Below are 19,990 nucleotides of genomic sequence, written 5' to 3'. Positions count from 1 at the left end.
GACGCTTATCCTTGTTTCTCTGTGCGAAGCACGTCAAAACCAGAGCCAATGCTATGCGCTGACTAAAAGTGGTCCACTTAGGAATATCACCATTTCAAGCCACAACACCATTCCCGCCCCTTATTCTGGGAACCGTACGTGGATACGATCGAAAGTGTTTGATTAGAGCTCAGGCCAATTGCTTATTGGCCCACGCCAATTTTCGTAGGCCTTCGCCAATGCAATTACTTTTAGGTCTTCAAACCGTGGGGCCACAATCTGTAAGCCAATCGGCATCCCACTGTTAGAGAAACCACAATTGATCGAGGCGGCGGGTTGCTCTCCCATATTCCATGGCACGGTAAACGCGATATGCTCAAACGGTTGCTGAGGATCGTTGGTTGGTGACGCCCATTCTGCCGGATAAGAAACATTGGGATTCACCGGAGAAAGCACTGCGTCAACTTCGGTGAAGACCTCCGCACAGCGGTCTCGCATTGCCAAAGTAGCATCGAAGCCTTTCACTACATCCAGCGGACTGGCGTCTGCCCCCGTTTTTGCCCATTCATAAATATAAGGAAGTATCGATTGGCGCTTCTCATGGCTCAGTTCTAGCATGCTTCCCCAGAAACGGCTGCGCCAAAATACGTCTAAGCCATCTAGCCATTCCCTTTTTAGAACCGGATCTATTTCAACGATTTCGGCACCCTCGCTGGCAAATCGTTGAGCCGCTTCAAGCACTGCGGCTTTCACTTCTGGCTCCGCTTCAATGCCGCACCCCGCATCTAAGAGCAAACCGATTTTCATCCCGCGAACGTCTGCAGGCGGAACATTCCAATCCAACGCTTCGAACTTAAGCGAAGTGGCATCTCGCCAATCTGGTTTTGCTAAAGTTGGCATGACCATCACCGCATCATCAACTGTTTTGGTCATTGGGCCTGCTGAACGCCCCGTATAATAGGGATAAATTGGAATTCGCCCAAGGCTTGGCTTAAAGCCAAACAGTCCGGTCCAGCCAGCAGGAAGGCGAACTGAACCACCGATATCGGTCCCAATATGCAATGGCCCGAAACCTGCTGCTCCCGCCGATGCGGCCCCGGCCGAAGAGCCTCCTGGGTTTTGAGTTAAGTCCCACGGATTACGGCTCAGATGGTGAAAGGTTGACAAGCCAGACGATAACATGCCGTAGTCCGGGCAAGTGGTCTTGGCAAAGATAATCGCACCGTCTTCTTTTAGACGTGCTGCGATTGGGGCGTCTTCGCTTGCTGGGGCTTTATCTGATGCTGCCGTCCCCATCGGGATTGGATCGCCTTGGGTGGCAATCAACTCTTTCACGGTAACAGGTACGCCGTCGAGCGGACCAAGCGTTTCCCCCTTAAGCCAACGCAGAGTCGACGCTTCCGCCTGTTGCATGGCTTGTTCAGGCTTATAAGCATAAAGTGCGCAAACCTGTGGCTCTATTTTTTCAACCCGCTCAATCAGCCAGCGCATATATTCGGAAGGCGTGGTATCGCCATTGGCATAAGCCTGTAAGAGGGCGCGGGTGTTTAACTTTGAAAAATCGATCATCTTACGAAATCCATCTAATATTAATAGCTTAAGTCGAAAGGTCTTGGCTGCTAAGCGCTCAGAGAGCCATTGGATCTTGCCGACACTTTTTTCGACCAATCTGTTTAAGCGTGGGTTCGGCAGACAGCAGTCGTTTGGTATACGCTTCACGAGGATTATCGAGGACCTGCCGAACCGGGCCGATCTCGACCAACTGGCCGGATTGCATCACAACAACGCTATCGCAAATTTCATCAACAACGCCGATATTGTGAGTAATAAACAGCACCGATATACCGTGCTTATCTCGCATGCTCACAAGCAACTTTAGGATCTGAGCTTGCACCGTCAGATCGAGGGCAGAAGTAGCTTCGTCTGCGACGATTAACTTAGGCTTGGTGATCAGTGCCCGCGCAATGGCGATACGTTGCCGTTGACCACCAGAAAACTCATGTGGATATTTGTCCATGTCGTCAGCGTTTAGACCCACTTCTTCAAGCAGCGCTGCGATACGCGCCCTAAGCGCGTTACCTTTTGGGGCGTTTTCTTCTAGATGAAGAGGTTCAGCGATAATCCGAGATATTTTATGCCGCGGGTCCAAGGACCCATAAGGATCCTGAAATATCATTTGAAAACAGGCGCGCAGGCGGCGTAACTTGGCTGAGGTAAGCGCAAAAATATCTTGGTCTTCAAACAGCACATTGCCATCGCTAGGCTTATCCAACGCCATCACGATACGAGCAAGGGTTGACTTGCCTGAGCCACTTTCACCAACCACCCCAAGTATTTGTCCCTTTTCAAGTGACAGCGATACATTGTTAAGTGCTTTCACACTGCTATCACCAAGCTTGAACTCACGTGTAAGGCCAATAATTTCAAGAATTTTTTTGCTCATGCCTTACCTTCTGAATTTGGCGTGGTGATTTCAAGCCCCACTCGCACCCGTTGTGGCAAGGCAGAGAGAAGCTTAACGGTATACTCATGACTCGGCTCTCGTAACACCCGTTCGGTTTCCCCTTGCTCCATCTCATTGCCGCGATACATCACCAACGTTCGGTCGGCGATACGAGCAATCACCCCAAGATCATGAGAAATCAAGATCAAGGCAATCCCCAATTCACTCACTAGATCGTCAAGAATGTCCAAGATCTCTGCCTGCACAGTGACATCGAGGGCGGTTGTTGGTTCGTCTGCAATCAACAGATCCGGTTTAAGTGCGAGCGCAATCGCAATCCCAACACGCTGGCGCTGCCCGCCAGACATTTCGTGAGGATAACAATGCATTTTCCGCTTAGCATCAGGGATCCGCACCATCTCCAGCAGGCGAAGCGCTTCCGCACTTGCTTCTCTACGACTGAGATGACGGTGCAACCTTAGGCCTTCGGCAATCTGGCTTCCTACTTTCATCGCAGGATTGAGCGCGGTCATTGGTTCCTGAAAAATCATTCCAATTCGAGAACCACGCAATGCACACAACTGCCGCTCGGTCATCCTTAAAATATCTTCGCCCTTGAAAAGGATCTCTCCAGAAGCCCTTGCAGTCTTAGGAAGCAAACCAATTGTGGCCAGCGATAATACTGATTTTCCGGAGCCGCTCTCACCAACAATTCCCAGCGTTTCACCTTTGTTGAGCGACAGATTGATGCCATGCACTACTTCATTTTCTTGGCCATCGTCATTTTGAAAACTCACCCGAAGGTCTTTAATATCGAGCATCATGTTGATTGCCCCCTTCTCGGATCCGTAAGATCGCGTAGCCCGTCACCCAACAAATTAAGACCCAGTACCGCGGTACAAATCGCCAAACCAGGCACCAACACCAGATGAGGGGCGATAGAAAGATAAGTCTGCGCATCTGCCAACATGCGTCCCCAACTCGGCGTGGGAGGCGCGATGCCGAGGCCAAGAAATGACAAGCCAGCCTCGGTCAAAATGCCGAGGCCCGTTTGAATTGCCACTTGAACAATAATTTGCGCCGCAATATTCGGAATCACGTGTTCAATGGTGATCCCGGTATTGGTTTTACCAGCCATACGCGCCGCAAGAATGTAGTCTCGAGCCCATATTTGTAAGGCTGCGCCACGGGTCACACGCGTAAACACCGGGATCATAAACAGTGCGATGGCGACAATCGTGGTGGTCGGTCCTCCACCAAGAATTGCTGCCAGCAAAATCGCTGAGAGTACTGGAGGAAAAGCAAATAACACATCATTCACGCGCATCACCAGCGATTCAAATCGGCCTCGTTTACAGGCCGCTGCCACACCAAGCACTGTGCCAATCAACCCGCCGATAGTAATCGCCGAAAAAGCGATCCCGAGAGACACCCAGGCTCCAGCCATAATCATCGACAATTCGTCACGCCCAAAATGGTCAGCGCCGAGCAAACCACCCACTCCCGGTCCTTTCAAACGATTCATGATGTTGATCGCCGTAGGATCGAATGGTGTCCAAAATTGACTAAGGATGGCTGCAATCACAAGCACCGTGGTAATCGAGCCACCAATGATCAGCGACCAAGGAAGACGTTTCATCGGCGAGTCCTCAGTCTTGGGTCAAGTACGGTATACAAGGCATCAACAATAAAGTTAATAATCATCACAATGGCGGCAAAGAATAACACCACATTTTGAATTACAATCAGGTCACGTTGTGCCAGCGCTTGGTAAGCCAGTGTGCCCATCCCCGGTAGACTAAACACATTCTCTACGAGTACAGCTCCAGCGATTAAAACCGAGATTTGCATCCCCAACATGGTCACAATAGGGATCAGGGCATTGGGCATGATATGCCGCCAAAGCGCTTGGTTTGGCGTTGCGCCTTTGGCTCGAGCGGTGCGCACAAAATCCTCATTGGTCACCTCTATCACGGCAGCCCGAGTGACTCGAGTGAGTACCGCCGCCTGCGGAATTGCCAATGCAATGGAAGGGAGAATTAGCGCCTGAAGCGCAGCCCAAAAACCCGCCTCCCAGCCAGGAAAACCACCCGCGGGAAACCAACCAAAACTGAGTGAGATGCCAAGGATCAGTAATAGGCCGATCCAGAAATTGGGAACTGCTATGCCAATTTGCGAGAATAAGGAAGCGAAGATATCAACTATACCGTTGGGTTTTGCGGCAGCAATCACCCCCAAAGGCAGTGAAATCAGCACCGAAAGAAACACCGCCAGCCCAGTCAGCGGCAGTGTCACAGTGAGTCGTTCACCAATCAGCTGCGCCACCGATGTAGAATAAGTATAAGAGTTTCCCAAATCTCCATGTAATAAACCGACCAGCCAGTTTACATAGCGAACCAGAAATGATTGATCTAATCCCAACTGGCTTCGGAGTGCTTCTAATGTATCGGGCGCTGCAGACATACCGAGTATGATTTCAGCAGGATCCCCTGGCACAGCTTCCATCACTAAAAAAATGACAAAAGAGACCACCAGCAGGGTGACGATTAACCCTACCAGCGATTGCATAATATGGCGCATTGGCTCTCACCTTTGAGTGTATGTTGCTCGCTGTTGACTGCGTTTACTTTTGGAACTCGGCACGCTTATTCGCGCCAGTAAGCAGCGCTAACATCGTTCGATGGAACTGGCTCATTGCGCCACATCCCTTGAAGATCTTTTTTCCATATACCGATCTTAGGTGCGGCGTAAAGGAACAACGCCGGCACGTCTTGGGCGAGAATTTGCTGGGCGCGCTTGTATCCCGCAATCCGTTCAGCTTCGCTTGTTGCATCAGAGATGGCCGCCATCACTCCATCAAACTCAGGATTTTGATAATTGAAGTAGTACGGATGGCGTGCATAAATCCCAATATCAAGAGGCTCTGCATGACCAATCACCGTCATATCGTAGTTGGTGTCTTTAAAAACATCCTGAACCCACTTCGCAGGAAACTCGGAGGTTTCGATATTCATGGTCACGCCTATCATAGAAAAGTAGGCCTGCATGATCTCAGCTGCGCGTTCAGCATAGGTTCGGGTCGGCATTTTCATGGTAAAACTGAAGCCATTCGGATAGCCCGCTTCGGCGAGTAGTTGCTTGGCCTTCACTGGATCATAGGGCCATACCCCCGTCAGATTTTCATAACCCGCATCGGACGGGGAAAAATGACTACCAATTGGCGTACCAAAACCTTCGTTAGTGGCATCAATAATGGCTTGGCGATCCGTCGCCATCATCAGAGCCTGACGCACCCGAACATCATTAAATGGCTTTTTAGCACTGTTCATACCAGCAACCACTTCCATACTGGTGGTTCCGATAACGGTATTAAAGGCTTGATTGCGTTTGAACTGACTCACCAACTCTGGTGCGTTAAATTCTGGGATCGCATCAATCCCACCGGAGTTAAGTGCCGCGGCTTGTGCCTGTGGATCGCTAATGAAACGAAAAGTGACTTTATCCAGTGGTGCTGCTTGGCCCCAATAATTGTTGTTTTTGACCAACGTCACCTGATTACCTTTCTTCCAATGAAGAAATTGAAACGGGCCCGTCCCAATTGGATGGGTAGCATTTGTTGCTTCACTTGAGGGCTCAACCATGACCGCAGCAGGAAAACCTAACCAATAAAGCAAATCTGCAGATGGTTTCGACAGTTTGAGAACCAAGGTATCCGCATCGGGCGCCTCAACACTTTTTATCGGCTTATAGAGCACTTTTTGTGGATTAACCGAATCATTGGCAAGTAGTCGATCAAGGGTATATTTCGCGGTCTCCGCATTGAACAATTTACCATTTTGGAAAGCGACTCCATCACGCATATCAAAAGTGTAAGTCAAACCATCATCAGAAATCTGCCAGCTTTCGGCAAGCTGTGGCTCAATGTTGCCGTCTTGGTCAATTGCAACCAAACCTTCAAAAAGGTTTTGCCAAACCACTTGTCCAATGGCCACTGGTGCAGCAACTGTCGGGTCAAGACCAGAAGGCTCTAAGCTCATGCCTAAAATAAGGTCACTGCGTGGCTGAGCAATCACACTGCCCGTCGCAAACAATCCAATGGCTGCTGTCGCAATCAAGAGAGAACGAAAATTACGTATCATAAAACGGAAACCTCTGATAGTGGTTTTAGAAACCCTTTCTGTTCGTTATGCCTTTACCTTGCCCGAGAACGTAGTGTAAATGCAATAAGATTTATTAGCGCACAGTGCAACCAAAACCGTTGCACTGTTTCTAAAGCTTAAGCAATTTTATCGCGGCTTGACCCGTTTAGTCGATGAAAGATCCTTCTAAACAAATCAGCAAGTTCGCTGGCTTTATGGCGAGCCGCGTCAGCCCTAAGCCAACAATTTTTCAGTGAATGCATAACTCATATACTATACCTCTCGCCCCCACTCATTTAACGATTGGCTCGCTGCATCGATTGCGCTTGCTCTGGCAAAAATTCTTCTAGAAAATCGGCTAATTTAGCAGCGGCAAAGCTTGGCGCTGTCGTCATCGCTCGTCCAAGCTGCAGCGCGGTTACGATTTCGGATGCCTCAACAAAAGGGCGAACCACAAGCTCTGCGGCCTTAATTTCACGAATAACCGACATCGCAGGTAAAATCAGCACCGCCGCGCCGCGCAGGGCGAGTTCCTTTTGTAATTCAAGAGACGAGGTTGTAAACACTGCCTCCACAGGCACAAAACCAGCAGAACGTTGGCGCTGGTCAAAATTACGCCGGATCCCAAATGAGTGATCTGGCATCGCAATCGGATGTTGGCGGATCTGCTCTAAGGAAATCTGCTTAAACTTAGCCAGCGGGTGATTAGCTGCCATTATCGCTTCATGGTGAATCGGCAGTTTAAAGCGCACATCCATTTTTGAGTCGGGAGAAGAGAACATCGTGACAGCCATATCGGTGTCACCATTAATCACCGCATTCTTGGCTTCTTGTGCCGATGAAACCGTCACCACAATCGATATCCCTGGATACAGCTTATAAAATTCCGACAACGCAGGAGCCAAGATGGCATTAATTGCTGCGCCGTTAATATGGATCGACACATGACCACGCTTAAGACCTCGCAGATCATCGATCACTTGGCGGGCATTATCGAGATCACGCATCATACTTTTAGAGCGAGTCGCTAGCAGCTCCCCTGCTGCGGTTAACATAATACCTCGCGCACCTCGGGTCACTAAGGGCGCACCAAAATAGTGTTCCAAATTTTCCAGCTGGCGACTAATCGCGGTCGGAGAAACCCCTAAAGTTTCCGATGCCTGTCGAATCGAACGTGAACGAACCAGCTCATTGAAATAAGTAATAGCCTGAAGCTTCATATCATTCTCTGAAATGAGTGATGCGCTCATTCAATCGAAGTGGTTTGCCTCAGGCAAGTCTTTTTTACATGATGGGAAGCACATTCAATGCGTGCTCGCTTAGCCTATCCCAGCTAGAGCGTGCGCTTCAGAGCACAAATCACGATGCTTGAACCGCTATCGATAGGCGCAGGTTTCTGATCGACCCCGCTATCTAGGGGAATTGTAAAACTCAGTTTGGAGCTTATAAATCGAGAAATACCCTTTAATACTTCACTAGATATCCCATTCCAATAACGCCAAGTATGCCCGCCTTTAGCGGTGTGACAACTAAACCCGCCAAGATACGCCCCGCCACCTAAGAGCTGCCAGAGCAAGTAACACAGCCATGACTCCACTGCCACTGGTAGACGCCGCTAATCTGCCGTTGCTAGACTGAGAATACCTCCTGTAAGCTCTACTGGCGGCAACACCCAGTTGATTGACTGCACTTGAATGCTGCCTCAAATACCATCGGCTAGCGTTCAGTTGCATTGTTGCTGGCTGACGGAAAAGAGCGGCTTGATACGACGACCACTACCATGACCGTCGGCAGCATCAATGGAAGAAATCACTTGCCAAATCCCCGCATAATTAGCACAAAAGGTGCACGCTCTTGTAGGAGCACACTCTTGGATCTACTCAAACATGCCCACAGTGCGAGTACAGGCACTTAACCATGCCAACGCAATCATCGCTAAAAATTACAACGTATTGAATTAAATGACTTTTTAATTATCATCCGCACGAGTAACACATCACTCTGAAGCAAACTCTCTTCGATTTATTGACATAGAGAGCAATAAATCACTATGGCGCAATTCATTTGGCGAAACTGATCCCCCTATTCTTGGCCCCCCAAAGCTAGATATCGAGCGGATGAGTGGGCCTGTATCCAACGGTATTTTCCCTCCGTCGGACACCAAGCTTATCTTCACCTCGATTACTTTGCTGATTATTAATTAGCCAACTAGGGTTAGTAAAATAACCCAGGAGATAGCAACAATGGAAAACCTACTAATATTCAACTTTGATGGTACAGATAACGAACCTGCAGATGCAATGCAAGACAAGCGAGACAGTGGTGTTATTGAAGATGACAGCATAACCAATATCCTCAAACTACATTTACTGCTTGGCGGCAATTTAAGAGATCACAATGGGAAAAGCGACTTAGGTAAGCACTGTGTCAGCTTTTATTACAAAGGCGTGGGAACCTATGGAAATTACTTTGAACGTAAATTTAATGCCGGCTTAGCCTTGGAAAATTCAGATGTGAAAACCATTTTAGCCTCTGCCAAGCAAGACTTTGCCAAACACTATCAGCTGCATCCCCCCGAACAGGTTCTAATTACTGGTTTCAGTCGCGGGGCTGCACTAGCACGACGTTTTGCCTCAATTATTTCACGTGATTATCCCAACGCCAGTTTCAAGATCATCGAAGTGGTATTTGATACCGTAGCCTCCATTGGACTGCCCAACTTGAAAAAATCCGAACGCCCCAGCACTGACGTTGTTTTTGAATATGGTCATACTCTCCCAAACAAAGTTTGCCATGCACTGCATATGCTATCACTTGATGATAAACGGGCCGCCTTTCAGCCGACCTTAATGAATATCGATAAACGAGTAACCGAAATATGGTTTGCAGGCGCCCATTCCGACGTCGGTGGTGGGTATAATTATGATGGCTTATCCGATACCAGTTTACGCTTTGCCATGGATTGGCTGGAGAACCTCGACGACTTAAACATTCAATTTAACAGCCCCTCCACCATCGATTACTTAAGTATTTTCCCCGATAACTCCCGCTTAAACATTAGTATCGATGACATGTTAATTGAACCCTATTGCTACGGGGTGAATCATCAACAGCAACGCGGCCTTTTAGCAACATTTTTCACCGTTGATGACCGCTTGTGCTGCGCCTTAGAAAATGACCAAGTATCACCCAACATCAAGCCGAAAGTTCACATTTCCGTCGCTTTACGCATCGCTGGGGATCGTAATTATCGCCCCAAATCGCTAAAAAATGTCTCACACCAAATCATGTATGACCCTTGGCGCACCGCACCAGAACCATCTCAAGGGACCGCCATTCATGAACTCGGCTTATTAAACAACTATCAACTGGCCGATCAGCCCATCACAAGCAAAGTATTAGCGCATCGAAAATACAATCATACAGGGATCATCTTAGTGAAAGGCAAACAGTATTTAATTGAGAATACCCATCAAGCTCGTTGGAAAGACGGCAATTTGCAAGAGGTTGATGGTGAGGGCTGGGATCGCAGTGATGTGAAACTGGGTCTAGGCGAGCTTCCCATACAAATTAGTGAGGCATATCGGCGGGTGCCAGATGCCGATTGGTTTAGTTTATGCGCCACTATTCATGACAGTGATGAGGACGCCTTCTATGTGGGTAATCGGATCCAGTTCACGGCCACCAAGACCGGAGAGTTATGTTTATTTGCCAACGACTTAAATAGCTACTACGGCAACAATACGGGCCATCTGCGGGTTCAAGTGCAACGTCTATAAATCAAACAAATAATACGACCTTCGCGCGACTTAGGGCTCGCGCTTATCAATAATTTTATTTATAATACGATAGTACTTGCTGTTTGGAAATGACCCATTGATTACAACAACCCCTAATCCTATCTACGTGGCTAAGCCCGAACGCTACCATAAGATGCAATATCAGCGTTGTGGACAGAGTGGTGTACAACTTCCCCGACTTGCGCTTGGCTTATGGCAAAACTTTGGCTCAAGCGATCCACTGGCAAATGCTCGAAACCTATTGCGAACCGCCTTCGACTTAGGCATTAATCACTTTGATTTAGCTAATAACTATGGTCCTAGTTACGGGGCAGCAGAACAAACCTTCGGCAAAATCATGCAACAAGACTTGGCTGGCTACCGCGATGAACTATTTATTTCCAGTAAGGCTGGCTACGATATGTGGCCAGGCCCTTATGGCAGTGGCGGCTCGCGTAAATACTTAGTATCGAGCTGTGATCAAAGCCTAAAACGCACAGGATTGGATTATTTTGACGTGTTTTATCACCACCGACCCGATCCTGAGACTCCGCTAGAAGAGACCATGCAGGCTCTCGATTATTTAGTGCGCTCGGGTCGCGCCCTATATATCGGAATTTCCAACTATTCTGCCGAACAGACCGAACAAGCAGCGGCTATTTTAAAGCAGCTCGGCACACCGCTGCTGATTCACCAGCCACGTTACAATCTGTTTGACCGCTGGATAGAAGATGGCTTGTGCCATGTCTTAAAACAACAGGGTATTGGCAGCATTGTTTTCTCGCCACTGGCACAGGGGGTTTTAACGGATAAGTACTTAAATGGGATCCCTGAAAACTCACGAGCATCGCGCAACGAGATCATTCATCTAAAACAAAGCGATATTTCTGCAGAAAAAATAGCCAAAGTGGCAGCGTTAAATCAACTTGCGGAAGCTCGTCAACAAAGCCTTGCGCAAATGGCCATCGCCTGGACCCTGAGTAATGATGCCGTCACGACCTGCCTAATCGGGGCGAGTCGCACCGAACAACTCTACGATTCGGTGAAAGCCCTTGATAAGCTAGACTTTAGCACTGAAGAATTATCAAGCATTGAATATATACTGGCGGGGACTGCACTTTGAAAGAGAATTATGCTCTCAATATTAAATCCAGCTCAAGTCACATTATTGACAAATAAGCCATAAAATACTTTAATTCTGGACTGCATATATTTTTTATTTAGTTAGAATAAAATTAAAGTCATTTTACATAATTACAACAACAATAAGTACTAAACGCTTAAATCGATTAGGGGCCTCGGCCCCTTTTATTTGCGCTGTGGAAAGCTTTTGAAGCTTAACCGACCTGGCTTAATAAAGCTCTGCGATATTCAACGATATCCTCAATCGTCAATACAGGCATACCATGTTGCTGGGCAAACTGAACGATTTCAGGTAATCGCGCCATTGTGCCATCCGCTAGGGTGACTTCACACAAGACGCCCGCCGGTTTAAGCCCTGCTAAAATCATCAAATCGACCGTACCTTCGGTATGTCCTCGGCGAGTAAATACTCCGCCAGGTTGGGCTCTCAGTGGATATACATGACCAGGGCGAGCTAAATCACTCGGCTTGGCATCATCAGCAATCGCAGTTTGTATGGTGGTCAGTCGATCGGCCGCAGACACTCCGGTCGTCACCCCTTGTTTTGCTTCGATGCTCACAGTAAAGGCGGTACCAAACTGGCTAGAGTTATCGCTCACCATGGGCGGTAAATCGAGAGCCTTGATTTTATCATCGTTTAAACACAAGCAGACGATGCCACTACATTCACGAATTAACATCGCCATTTGTGGCTGAGTTAACGACTCAGCGGAAAATATTAGGTCGCCTTCATTTTCACGGTCTTCATCATCGACCACCAGTACGCCTTGGCCTTTGCGAAGCGCATCAAGCGCAGCATCAACACGTTGATTAGAATTGCCATATTGGGCAAGTAAAGACTGATTCATGGTTAAAATCCTTTAATAACAACATTAGGTTTTCCAGAATCAGGGCACGCAGGAATTGAAACATAAAGTGACACTTTATGCTTTTTTATCTAAAGCAGCACCAATCCAACAACACAGCAATAAGCTTACGCTTAGTTGCCGTACTGCAAATACTACTTGTTGATTCTCTTCCATCCGGACTGATTACAGCACAGCTGCAAATTACCGTCGGCTCTGGATTTCGCTTGAGTCATGGACTCAATCGGCACCAGATCTGCTGACCCCAGAATCAACTGGGCGCTCGCGGGCTTTTAAGAAAACTTAACTACCGCCGGTGGGGAATTTCACCCCGCCCTGAGAATGTTCTGGCACAACGATACTGTGCCAGACCTAATGGTGCACCTAAATTGGCCCAAAAACAAGTAAGGGCCCTAAGGCCCTTACTGCTCATGATGAAGAAATTTTTCTGCTATACCCGGCGGTAAGGCAGATAAATCGGCTCCCACATATGATCGGCAATTTCACGCTCTATATCTTTGCCACTAAGGCAGCCATCTGGATCGGTCTCTTTAATTTGTTTCAAAATTGCTTTAGCCACAAAACTAGAGACTTCTTTTAACTCTCGCATTCTTGGGAATACACAACCACTGTCTAGATCTTCTTGCGAAACATACTCAGCTAACGCAAACGATGCGGTGGTAAACATTTCCATGGTGATTTTTTTCACCCCAGAAACGATGGTTGCTAAGCCCACAGCAGGGAAAATGAATACGTTGTTTCCCTGACCAATGCGGTAGCGCTGACCATTGTGTTCTACATCATCAAAGGGGCTTCCGGTTGCGACAATGGCTTGGCCATCGGTCCAACGGTAGACTTCTTCGGGCAAGACTTCACAGTTGCTGGTCGGGTTAGACAAAGGAAACACCATTGGCCGCGAAGTATAATCGAGCATTTTCTTCACATGACTTTCTTTAAATGCCCCGCCGACACCACTACAACCAAGTAACACGGTCACCGCAACGTTATCGATCAGTTCACTTAAACTGGCCTTTCCGGCTTCGGCCAAAGGCCAATCCTCGGCAAATCCAATTGGTTTGGCGTAACGCTTTTTATAATCATCTAAACCTTCGCGGTTATCAAACACCACGCCGCGAGAGTCTAAAATATAAATTCGGTCACGCGCATCTTGATGGCTTAAGCCCTCTTTGAGTAAACCCGCAAAAATTTGATCGGCAACGCCGACCCCACCAGCGCCTGCGCCATAAACCGCATACACCTGGTCAGCCAAGGTTTCACCCTTAATTTTGGTTGCACCAATCACCCCAGCCAATACCACCGATCCGGTGCCTTGAATATCGTCATTAAATGAAGGTAATACATCTTCATATTTTGAAAGATTATCGAAGGCATTCGATTTACTAAAATCTTCCCATTGCAAAACGGCTTTAGGAAAATGTAACTTAGTTTGCGCTACAAACTTTTCGATGAAATTCTGGTATTCCTCACCTCGCATCCGCTTCTTCGGCATCCCCAAGTACATAGGGTCTGCCAATAGATCTTGATTATCCGTTCCCACATCAAGAGCCACCGGTAAACAATGTGCAGGATGAATGCCTGCCCCTAAGGTATACAAAGACAACTTGCCAATCGGGATCCCCATACCACCGATGCCTAAATCACCCAAACCAAGGATCCCTTGACTGTCGGTCACGACAATAATTTTAATTTCTTTGCCGGCAAAATGGCGTGCCATTTCTCCCATGTGATCGATGTTATCTGCGGTCACATATAAACCACGGGCTTTTTGATAGCGATGGCTAAATTCTTGACAGGCTTTACCCACGGTTGGGGTATAAATGATCGGCGTCATTTCTTCAACATGGCGTGAAATCAAGGCATAAAACAGGGTTTCGTTGCGATCTTGCAGAGCCCGTAGATATTGATATTTTTCAATATCACTACAAGCACTCAAAAAGCCTTGATAGACTCGCTGCAACTGATCATCGAAAGTTTGTGGCTTGGGAGGTAACAGACCATTTAAGTTAAAGGCTTCTCGCTCTTCGTAGCTAAAGGCAGTACTTTTATTCAAAGTGCGATCGTTCAGTAGTGCGGTTCCAGAAATTGAAACTGGGCGAAATTCGTTACCATTTTCGTCTTTCCAGCGTAAATATTTACCTGTAGGCATGTTGTCCTCCGAGACAGCGCGTAAGAAAAGATAGAACAAAGTTAAATAGTAAATGATCCCACTACATCTGTACGCTATTTCATTCAAAAATCGTCTAAATTTAATCAACTAACAAATAATTTGCCGTCCGCGCAGTCCTTTTTGAGATGATTCGCAAGATCAGGGGATAAATATTGAAACAAGGCAGCACTTCGCGGCTAAAATCACCTTCAAACGAAATCAAACTCGATTTAATTAGCCAGTGCTATACACCAATGTGTGCCGACTGATATACAATTAGCCATCTCCACTTTTTAGCAACCCCCACATTGAAACAATCACTGTTTGAAGTAAAAAGAAACTTCATTATTAAACTTGGCAAAGCTCTGCATAAATACGGCACCCCAGCCTTTCGTTTAGAGTCTCATCTACGAAATGTTGCGGAAACTCTTGGCTTGGACGGCTACTTTTTGGTCACTCCGACCTCACTCACCTTTGTACTTTGGGCGCCCGATGATACCCAAGAATACAATTACGTGATGCGTGTCAAGCCCGGTGAAATCGATTTGGGTATGCTCGCCAGAACCAACCAACTGGTGGAAAAGGTCAGCAACCAACAAATCACGCTCGGCGAAGCGATGGACAGCCTCAACAAATGGGCGCAATTTCCCGAACCCTATCCGCCAATGATCATGCTTGGGGCCTACGCGATTACTGGCGGCGGCTTTGCGATGTTAATGGCTGCCGATTGGCTCACCATTTTATGTGCCAGCCTATTAAGCATTGTCTGTTATTACTTAGCCCGACAGGCAGAACGCTCAGACGATTTTTCAGAAGCCTTAGAACCCGTTGCCGCCTTGGTCTGTTCCTTTGTCGCGGTGTCGCTAGGCCAATTTTTGCCCGAGCTTGATATCGGCATTGTTATCTTATCTTCCATCATCATCCTGATCCCCGGCTTATCGCTTACACTTGGGCTCACCGAGCTGGCCGCTCGTGAATTAATGTCGGGAACTGCGCGAGTAATGGATGGCAGCATGGTGTTATTTAAACTGTATTTTGGTGCCGTGTTAGGGATGGCGATTGGTTCTCTGGTCTGGGGACAAGTAGATTTACATCAATACGCCACCAGCACCTGGTGGATTAAATGGTTGGGAGTTTTACTGCTCTCTCTTGGCCTAAGCATTGTGTTTAAGATGCGCAATAAAGATATGATTTGGGGCTTATTGTCGGGAGCTATCGCCTATGCATCCGCATTACTTGGCAGTGTCTATTTAGGCGACGCCTTAGGCCCCTTCGTGGGCGCTTTCGTGGTGACGTTATATGCCAACTTATTTGCCAAACTCACCAAATCCCCCGCATCAGTGGTACTGCTACAAGGGATTGTGTTGTTAGTCCCAGGCAGCAAAGCCTACCTTAGTTTAAACTCTATGGTATTTGGCGAATCATTGGTCAGTATTCCCAACATCGGCTCACAAACCTTCTTAATTTTCATGTCGATTGTTGGGGGGATCTTATTTGCAAATGTGGCAATTCCGCCACGCAGTTCTTTGTAGCCACACCTTTTAAGACATCACAGTGAGAGGCGCACCGCGCCTCTCACTGATTGAGTCCAGGCTGGTTTCATCAAACAAGCTTTTAATTTCCCCAAATTTCACCAATATACTCAGGATGATCGACAAATGGATTACGGTTCCCCTGAAAAATAAATGCGGCGTCGTTTCGGTCTCGCTCTTTCTGACTCACCGGATCGGCGTTATTCCAATTTTTCAACATTTGCAGTGTCCAAGCTTCAAAGACCTGCTCACTAGAGCCATCTAATACAGCGTTGCCATAACGACTATTGTTTTCCCAGTTGGCAATTAAATTTTGATAGCGAGTCGCCATATAAAAGTAAGCGCGAGCGATATCACCTTTAAACTCATCAATCGGTTCAAATACCATTCCCGAATAACCAAGGCCAGATGCCGCAGAGCCGAGCTTGGAGCCATTTTTACTAGTATAAGTCGCGGTTCCAACTTCCCCATAGGGATAGCTGCTGCGGTAAGCGTTCACTTTACCATCGGTAGGGAAAACATGATGGATGTCGGTATTCATCGGAGAAACAGCGCCACCAAACCAGCTTCGAGGAAAAGAATGCTCACGGTTATAACAATCTCCTTCGCCAGTGTAGGAACCACATTGATCACTGCTTGGCGTAAAGAGATAGGGATCACTAGCACTCGGACGCTCGGAGTAAATATCAACAATGCTAGCGTCGTTTTCATAATACTGATCTTGCTCATAAGTGCTGTAAAACGACCACAAAGCACTATAGCTTTGCGAGCGGTGCTCTTTAATGAGCTTATAAAGAGCAGTTTTAAGTGCATCACCGCTTAGGCCCGCAGTCGCCGCATAATAGCTATCAGTGTGACTCGAAGAATAACCACTGCCAGCAGAGCTGTCAGAACTAAAGCTAAAGTTGGTACTTTCAGAGCTGGTGAATTCTCCACCGCTAGCTAAGCTTGAACCGTTTGCTGTGAGACTATAACTGCCACTCCCATAACCGCAACAGATCCCATCATTGTAACTATCGTCGATAATAAAGCTGTAATCACCATCCTCAAGACATAGGGTCTCGGTGTACTGTTTATTGCTACTATAATCACTACCACTGGCGACTAAAATATTACCACTCAATACTTTCCAGCTTGTTTCTGAAGCGTAATTATCAGTCAATAACGACAGATTCAGACGATGAGCACTACATGTATCTGCGGCGAATACTGCTTGCGAAGAAAAAAGTAGAGCGAACAGCAAAGCTCCCCATAAGCGTAATTTTTTCATCTGTTCATCCAATCCCTTGGTTATACCCATCTCACTCATTATCGGTTCATCTTGCTGGCCTAAATCAGCGCCAACAGCGTTACATATTTTGTAATTAGAACCACTAGTTACTGTACTTTACGCCTGATTATCGACAGATTAATTCTGCGCAATAAGTTTAACGGCGAACCTTTGCAAGCGCGTTTCTGAACAGCGATTGATCCACTCTGTATATTGACCGCTCAAAATTTGAGCATAGCAGCCACCAAAACCTGACCAATCGCTTGACAATTTATTTGCCATGCTCATCACATTTAATTGAGTTTTAATCGATATCTAGCTGCTATTTTGTGGTGTTTAACAACAAGCTGACGGTAGCGATACAGACAAGCAATTCGCACATTGCCTAAATCTGCTCAAAACTCTCTCCTCACCTCGGGATTCTTCACCTTAGGATAAGCCCAGAGTAAACATATCAACAAAAACCAATGGAGAAATCAGCCAGAGTATTTGATCATTCGCGAGAGTTCCGGATAATAATCAACTCTTTCACCTAATCTGTTGTCAATATGCGCCTTGATAAATTTATTTGTAAAAGTACCAACTTAACAAAAATCGAAGCAAGCCAACGGATTCATTCAGGCCAAGTGCAGGTAAATGGCGATATCGCAAACAATGAAGCGACTCAAGTTCATGAAAACAACATCATCCTGTTGAATGGCAACCCGCTCAAAACACGACCTTTTCGTTACATCATGATGCATAAACCCGCGGGAACCATTTGTTCCAACATCGATGAAGTTTATCCATCATTGTTCAACTATTTAGATCTTGAAAACGTCGCCGAACTGCATATTGTGGGACGTTTAGATGTCGATACCACAGGGATGGTTTTAATCAGCGATGATGGACGTTGGTCATTTAATATCACGCGGCCAAGCCAACACTGCAGTAAAGTGTATCGGGTGGGTTTATCAAAAAAAATAACGGAAGACGCCCGCTCTCTGTTTAAAAGAGGCATTCAATTACAAGGGGAACCACAACTCACCCTGCCTGCTCACTTAGAATTAATTACGCCAACCGAGGTGCTGTTAAGCCTCACCGAAGGTAAATTCCATCAGGTAAAACGGATGTTCGCGGCCGTGGGTAACCGAGTGTTGTCTTTACATCGAGAAAAAATTGGCGAAGTTAGCCTAGATATTAAGACTGGGCAATGGCGTGATTTAACAAACGATGAGATCCAATCATTCACCAAGTAAACCCGCCATTTCAAATTACTTCCCAATGCGCCAAGTGCTTAAAATTACTGTTTTAAATCAACGAAATATAGAGTGACAAATCATAAAATAAAGCCTAAACCGCTCACCTATTGTTATACACTCTGATCCACACGCTTGCCTGCCAATCGACGTTGCATTGACACAACATTCACACTTAGGATTTATATGAACGCTCATTATGATGAAAAATATCAAGCCGTTTTGCGATATCACGATATTCCTGGTGAAAAGCTGCCCATTCTATTTATCCATGGCTTAGGCTGCGCTTCATCAAGTGACTACCCCGCCGTGGTTGCGGATCAAAGTCTACTTGGACACCGCTGTATTATGGTTGATTTATTTGGTGCCGGATTTAGCGATCACCCACCAACATTTGCCTACTCTGTCGAGGCGCATGCCAAAGTGCTACTAGGGCTCATCAAGGCAATAAAATTAACTAAATTTGTGATTTTTGGACATAGTGCTGGCGGGGCAATCGCGGTAACGCTAGCGTCTCTGTGCCAAGAACGAGTGGAAAAAATAGTACTCTCTGAGCCCAATTTAGATACTGGCGGTGGTTTTTTTAGTCAAGGCATCGCTAATCAACCCTTAGCCGATTATTGCGAGCATGGTCATCAGCAACAAATTCAAGATTGTATCTCAAATGACAACCATGTTTGGGCGGGAACAATGCAGGTTGCCAACCCTCGCGCGGTGCATCAACTATCGAGTTCTCTGATGACGGGTTCGATTCCGTCATGGCGACAACAATTGATCGCGTTTCCATGCCCCAAAATGGTACTCTTTGGGGAATACTCATTGCCCGATGATGACTATACCAAGCTTCCTAAAGTGGGCGTTCAAGTGGACGTCATTCCCGAGTCTGGTCACTCCATGTTGTGGGAAAACCCAAGCGCGGTCGCCAAAACAATTGCAAATTTTATTCTTTAAAAACAGTCTTATCCGATACGCTGACGCACTCGAAGCGTCAGCTTAAACCCTCACATCCCAGTTGATCACGCTTTGCGAAACTAATGCAACGTTCACCAGACCAATGCGCAACCAATTTGATTGATTATATGAGCAACTTATTACGCAGCATAAATCTACCGATAACAAGGCATGAAGAGCAACAACGAGAGGCTCTGATTACAAGATACATTACGCAGTTAACGATGATTTAGGCCTGCAAGAATGAACAAATAATGAGTTAGATTAGTATGAGTTGAAGAATGATTACTAACCAATAGTGTTTGTAGAGTTATCGCAACACTCACGTGCTTTTGCCTCATTGTGTTTTAGTGAAAAATATCAAAAATGAGAAAAAGCAAGCCGATGATATGCATTGTTTATCATAATTCTGTCGACAAATCTTAGGCCTTACCTATTTGGTTTTTTGCTTTATCAGATTATCGCTTGACCTAAACATACTAATCGTTGTCGCATTTACTGATT

The 19,990-nt window shown here is 46.6% G+C and carries 14 protein-coding genes, 1 pseudogene and 1 riboswitch; of the genes and pseudogenes, 5 read left to right on the top strand and 10 right to left on the bottom strand.

The window, feature by feature from the left end:
* Positions 1–162: 162 nt before the first annotated feature.
* The 7 genes from ACRRSX_RS05450 to ACRRSX_RS05420 form a co-directional block, all read right to left on the bottom strand.
* Positions 163–1,548, bottom strand: coding sequence for an amidase (locus ACRRSX_RS05450; RefSeq protein ID WP_432454212.1), 1,386 nt, complete (start codon positions 1,546–1,548; stop codon positions 163–165).
* Positions 1,549–1,606: 58 nt separating this feature from the next.
* The gene (locus ACRRSX_RS05445) at positions 1,607–2,422 is read right to left on the bottom strand and encodes an ABC transporter ATP-binding protein (protein WP_432454213.1); all 816 of its coding nucleotides are present in this window, start codon (positions 2,420–2,422) and stop codon (positions 1,607–1,609) included.
* Entirely contained in the window at positions 2,419–3,246 is an 828-nt protein-coding gene (locus ACRRSX_RS05440) for an ATP-binding cassette domain-containing protein (protein WP_432454214.1), read from the bottom strand. Before ACRRSX_RS05440 ends, ACRRSX_RS05445 begins: the two co-directional genes overlap by 4 nt.
* Positions 3,243–4,061 (bottom strand): ABC transporter permease, encoded by an 819-nt coding sequence (locus ACRRSX_RS05435; protein WP_432454215.1) that lies wholly within the window; start codon positions 4,059–4,061, stop codon positions 3,243–3,245. The genes ACRRSX_RS05440 and ACRRSX_RS05435 overlap by 4 nt, the downstream gene beginning before the upstream one ends.
* Entirely contained in the window at positions 4,058–5,002 is a 945-nt protein-coding gene (locus ACRRSX_RS05430) for an ABC transporter permease (protein WP_432454216.1), read from the bottom strand. Before ACRRSX_RS05430 ends, ACRRSX_RS05435 begins: the two co-directional genes overlap by 4 nt.
* Positions 5,003–5,067: 65 nt before the next feature.
* Entirely contained in the window at positions 5,068–6,561 is a 1,494-nt protein-coding gene (locus tag ACRRSX_RS05425; RefSeq protein WP_432454217.1) for an ABC transporter substrate-binding protein, read from the bottom strand.
* A 296-nt stretch (positions 6,562–6,857) separates the two neighbouring features.
* Positions 6,858–7,781, bottom strand: a complete 924-nt coding sequence (locus tag ACRRSX_RS05420) for a LysR family transcriptional regulator (protein WP_432454218.1) — start codon at positions 7,779–7,781, stop codon at positions 6,858–6,860.
* Positions 7,782–8,804: 1,023 nt separating this feature from the next.
* On the opposite strand from ACRRSX_RS05420, the gene ACRRSX_RS05415 reads away from it, so the two are divergent.
* Both ACRRSX_RS05415 and mgrA read left to right on the top strand, forming a co-directional pair.
* Positions 8,805–10,340: a phospholipase effector Tle1 domain-containing protein gene (locus tag ACRRSX_RS05415; RefSeq protein WP_432454219.1), complete on the top strand. Its 1,536-nt coding sequence runs from the start codon at positions 8,805–8,807 to the stop codon at positions 10,338–10,340.
* Positions 10,341–10,437: 97 nt separating this feature from the next.
* A complete protein-coding gene (mgrA, locus tag ACRRSX_RS05410) occupies positions 10,438–11,463 on the top strand; it encodes an L-glyceraldehyde 3-phosphate reductase (protein ID WP_432454220.1) in 1,026 nt (341 codons plus the stop codon).
* A gap of 214 nt (positions 11,464–11,677) precedes the next feature.
* On the opposite strand, the gene ribB is transcribed toward mgrA, so the two are convergent.
* A complete protein-coding gene (gene ribB, locus ACRRSX_RS05405) occupies positions 11,678–12,331 on the bottom strand; it encodes a 3,4-dihydroxy-2-butanone-4-phosphate synthase (protein ID WP_432454221.1) in 654 nt (217 codons plus the stop codon).
* 158 nt (positions 12,332–12,489) lie between these two features.
* Positions 12,490–12,676: riboswitch (FMN riboswitch) on the bottom strand.
* Positions 12,677–12,779: 103 nt separating this feature from the next.
* Positions 12,780–14,495 carry an NAD-dependent malic enzyme gene (locus tag ACRRSX_RS05400; RefSeq protein WP_432454222.1) on the bottom strand — a complete coding sequence of 572 codons (1,716 nt, stop codon included), beginning with the start codon at positions 14,493–14,495 and terminating at the stop codon, positions 12,780–12,782.
* Positions 14,496–14,803: 308 nt separating this feature from the next.
* On the opposite strand from ACRRSX_RS05400, the gene ACRRSX_RS05395 reads away from it, so the two are divergent.
* Positions 14,804–16,027, top strand: coding sequence for a threonine/serine ThrE exporter family protein (locus ACRRSX_RS05395; protein ID WP_432454223.1), 1,224 nt, complete (start codon positions 14,804–14,806; stop codon positions 16,025–16,027).
* Between the two features lie 82 nt (positions 16,028–16,109).
* Here the strand turns inward: ACRRSX_RS05395 and ACRRSX_RS05390 are convergent.
* Positions 16,110–17,222 (bottom strand): annotated as a pseudogene (locus ACRRSX_RS05390) (HNH endonuclease signature motif containing protein); the annotation flags it as partial.
* Positions 17,223–17,845: 623 nt separating this feature from the next.
* Between ACRRSX_RS05390 and ACRRSX_RS05385 the strand changes: the two are divergent.
* Positions 17,846–18,535, top strand: a complete 690-nt coding sequence (locus ACRRSX_RS05385) for a pseudouridine synthase (RefSeq protein ID WP_432454224.1) — start codon at positions 17,846–17,848, stop codon at positions 18,533–18,535.
* A gap of 186 nt (positions 18,536–18,721) precedes the next feature.
* Positions 18,722–19,486 carry an alpha/beta fold hydrolase gene (locus tag ACRRSX_RS05380; protein WP_432454225.1) on the top strand — a complete coding sequence of 255 codons (765 nt, stop codon included), beginning with the start codon at positions 18,722–18,724 and terminating at the stop codon, positions 19,484–19,486.
* Positions 19,487–19,990 lie beyond the last annotated feature (504 nt).

Source organism: Agarivorans sp. QJM3NY_30 (genome assembly GCF_050870855.2).
GTDB lineage: Bacteria > Pseudomonadota > Gammaproteobacteria > Enterobacterales > Celerinatantimonadaceae > Agarivorans.
This window is presented reverse-complemented; position numbering and strand designations above follow the sequence as displayed.

Bases quoted from the DNA above. Each gene is read 5' to 3' on its own strand.
- ACRRSX_RS05450 (WP_432454212.1), bottom strand. From the start codon at position 1,548: ATGATCGATTTTTCAAAGTTAAACACCCGCGCCCTCTTACAGGCTTAT.
- ACRRSX_RS05445 (WP_432454213.1), bottom strand. From the start codon at position 2,422: ATGAGCAAAAAAATTCTTGAAATTATTGGCCTTACACGTGAGTTCAAG.
- ACRRSX_RS05440 (WP_432454214.1), bottom strand. From the start codon at position 3,246: ATGATGCTCGATATTAAAGACCTTCGGGTGAGTTTTCAAAATGACGAT.
- ACRRSX_RS05435 (WP_432454215.1), bottom strand. From the start codon at position 4,061: ATGAAACGTCTTCCTTGGTCGCTGATCATTGGTGGCTCGATTACCACG.
- ACRRSX_RS05430 (WP_432454216.1), bottom strand. From the start codon at position 5,002: ATGCGCCATATTATGCAATCGCTGGTAGGGTTAATCGTCACCCTGCTG.
- ACRRSX_RS05425 (WP_432454217.1), bottom strand. From the start codon at position 6,561: ATGATACGTAATTTTCGTTCTCTCTTGATTGCGACAGCAGCCATTGGA.
- ACRRSX_RS05420 (WP_432454218.1), bottom strand. From the start codon at position 7,781: ATGAAGCTTCAGGCTATTACTTATTTCAATGAGCTGGTTCGTTCACGT.
- ACRRSX_RS05415 (WP_432454219.1), top strand. From the start codon at position 8,805: ATGGAAAACCTACTAATATTCAACTTTGATGGTACAGATAACGAACCT.
- ribB (WP_432454221.1), bottom strand. From the start codon at position 12,331: ATGAATCAGTCTTTACTTGCCCAATATGGCAATTCTAATCAACGTGTT.
- ACRRSX_RS05400 (WP_432454222.1), bottom strand. From the start codon at position 14,495: ATGCCTACAGGTAAATATTTACGCTGGAAAGACGAAAATGGTAACGAA.
- ACRRSX_RS05385 (WP_432454224.1), top strand. From the start codon at position 17,846: ATGCGCCTTGATAAATTTATTTGTAAAAGTACCAACTTAACAAAAATC.
- ACRRSX_RS05380 (WP_432454225.1), top strand. From the start codon at position 18,722: ATGAACGCTCATTATGATGAAAAATATCAAGCCGTTTTGCGATATCAC.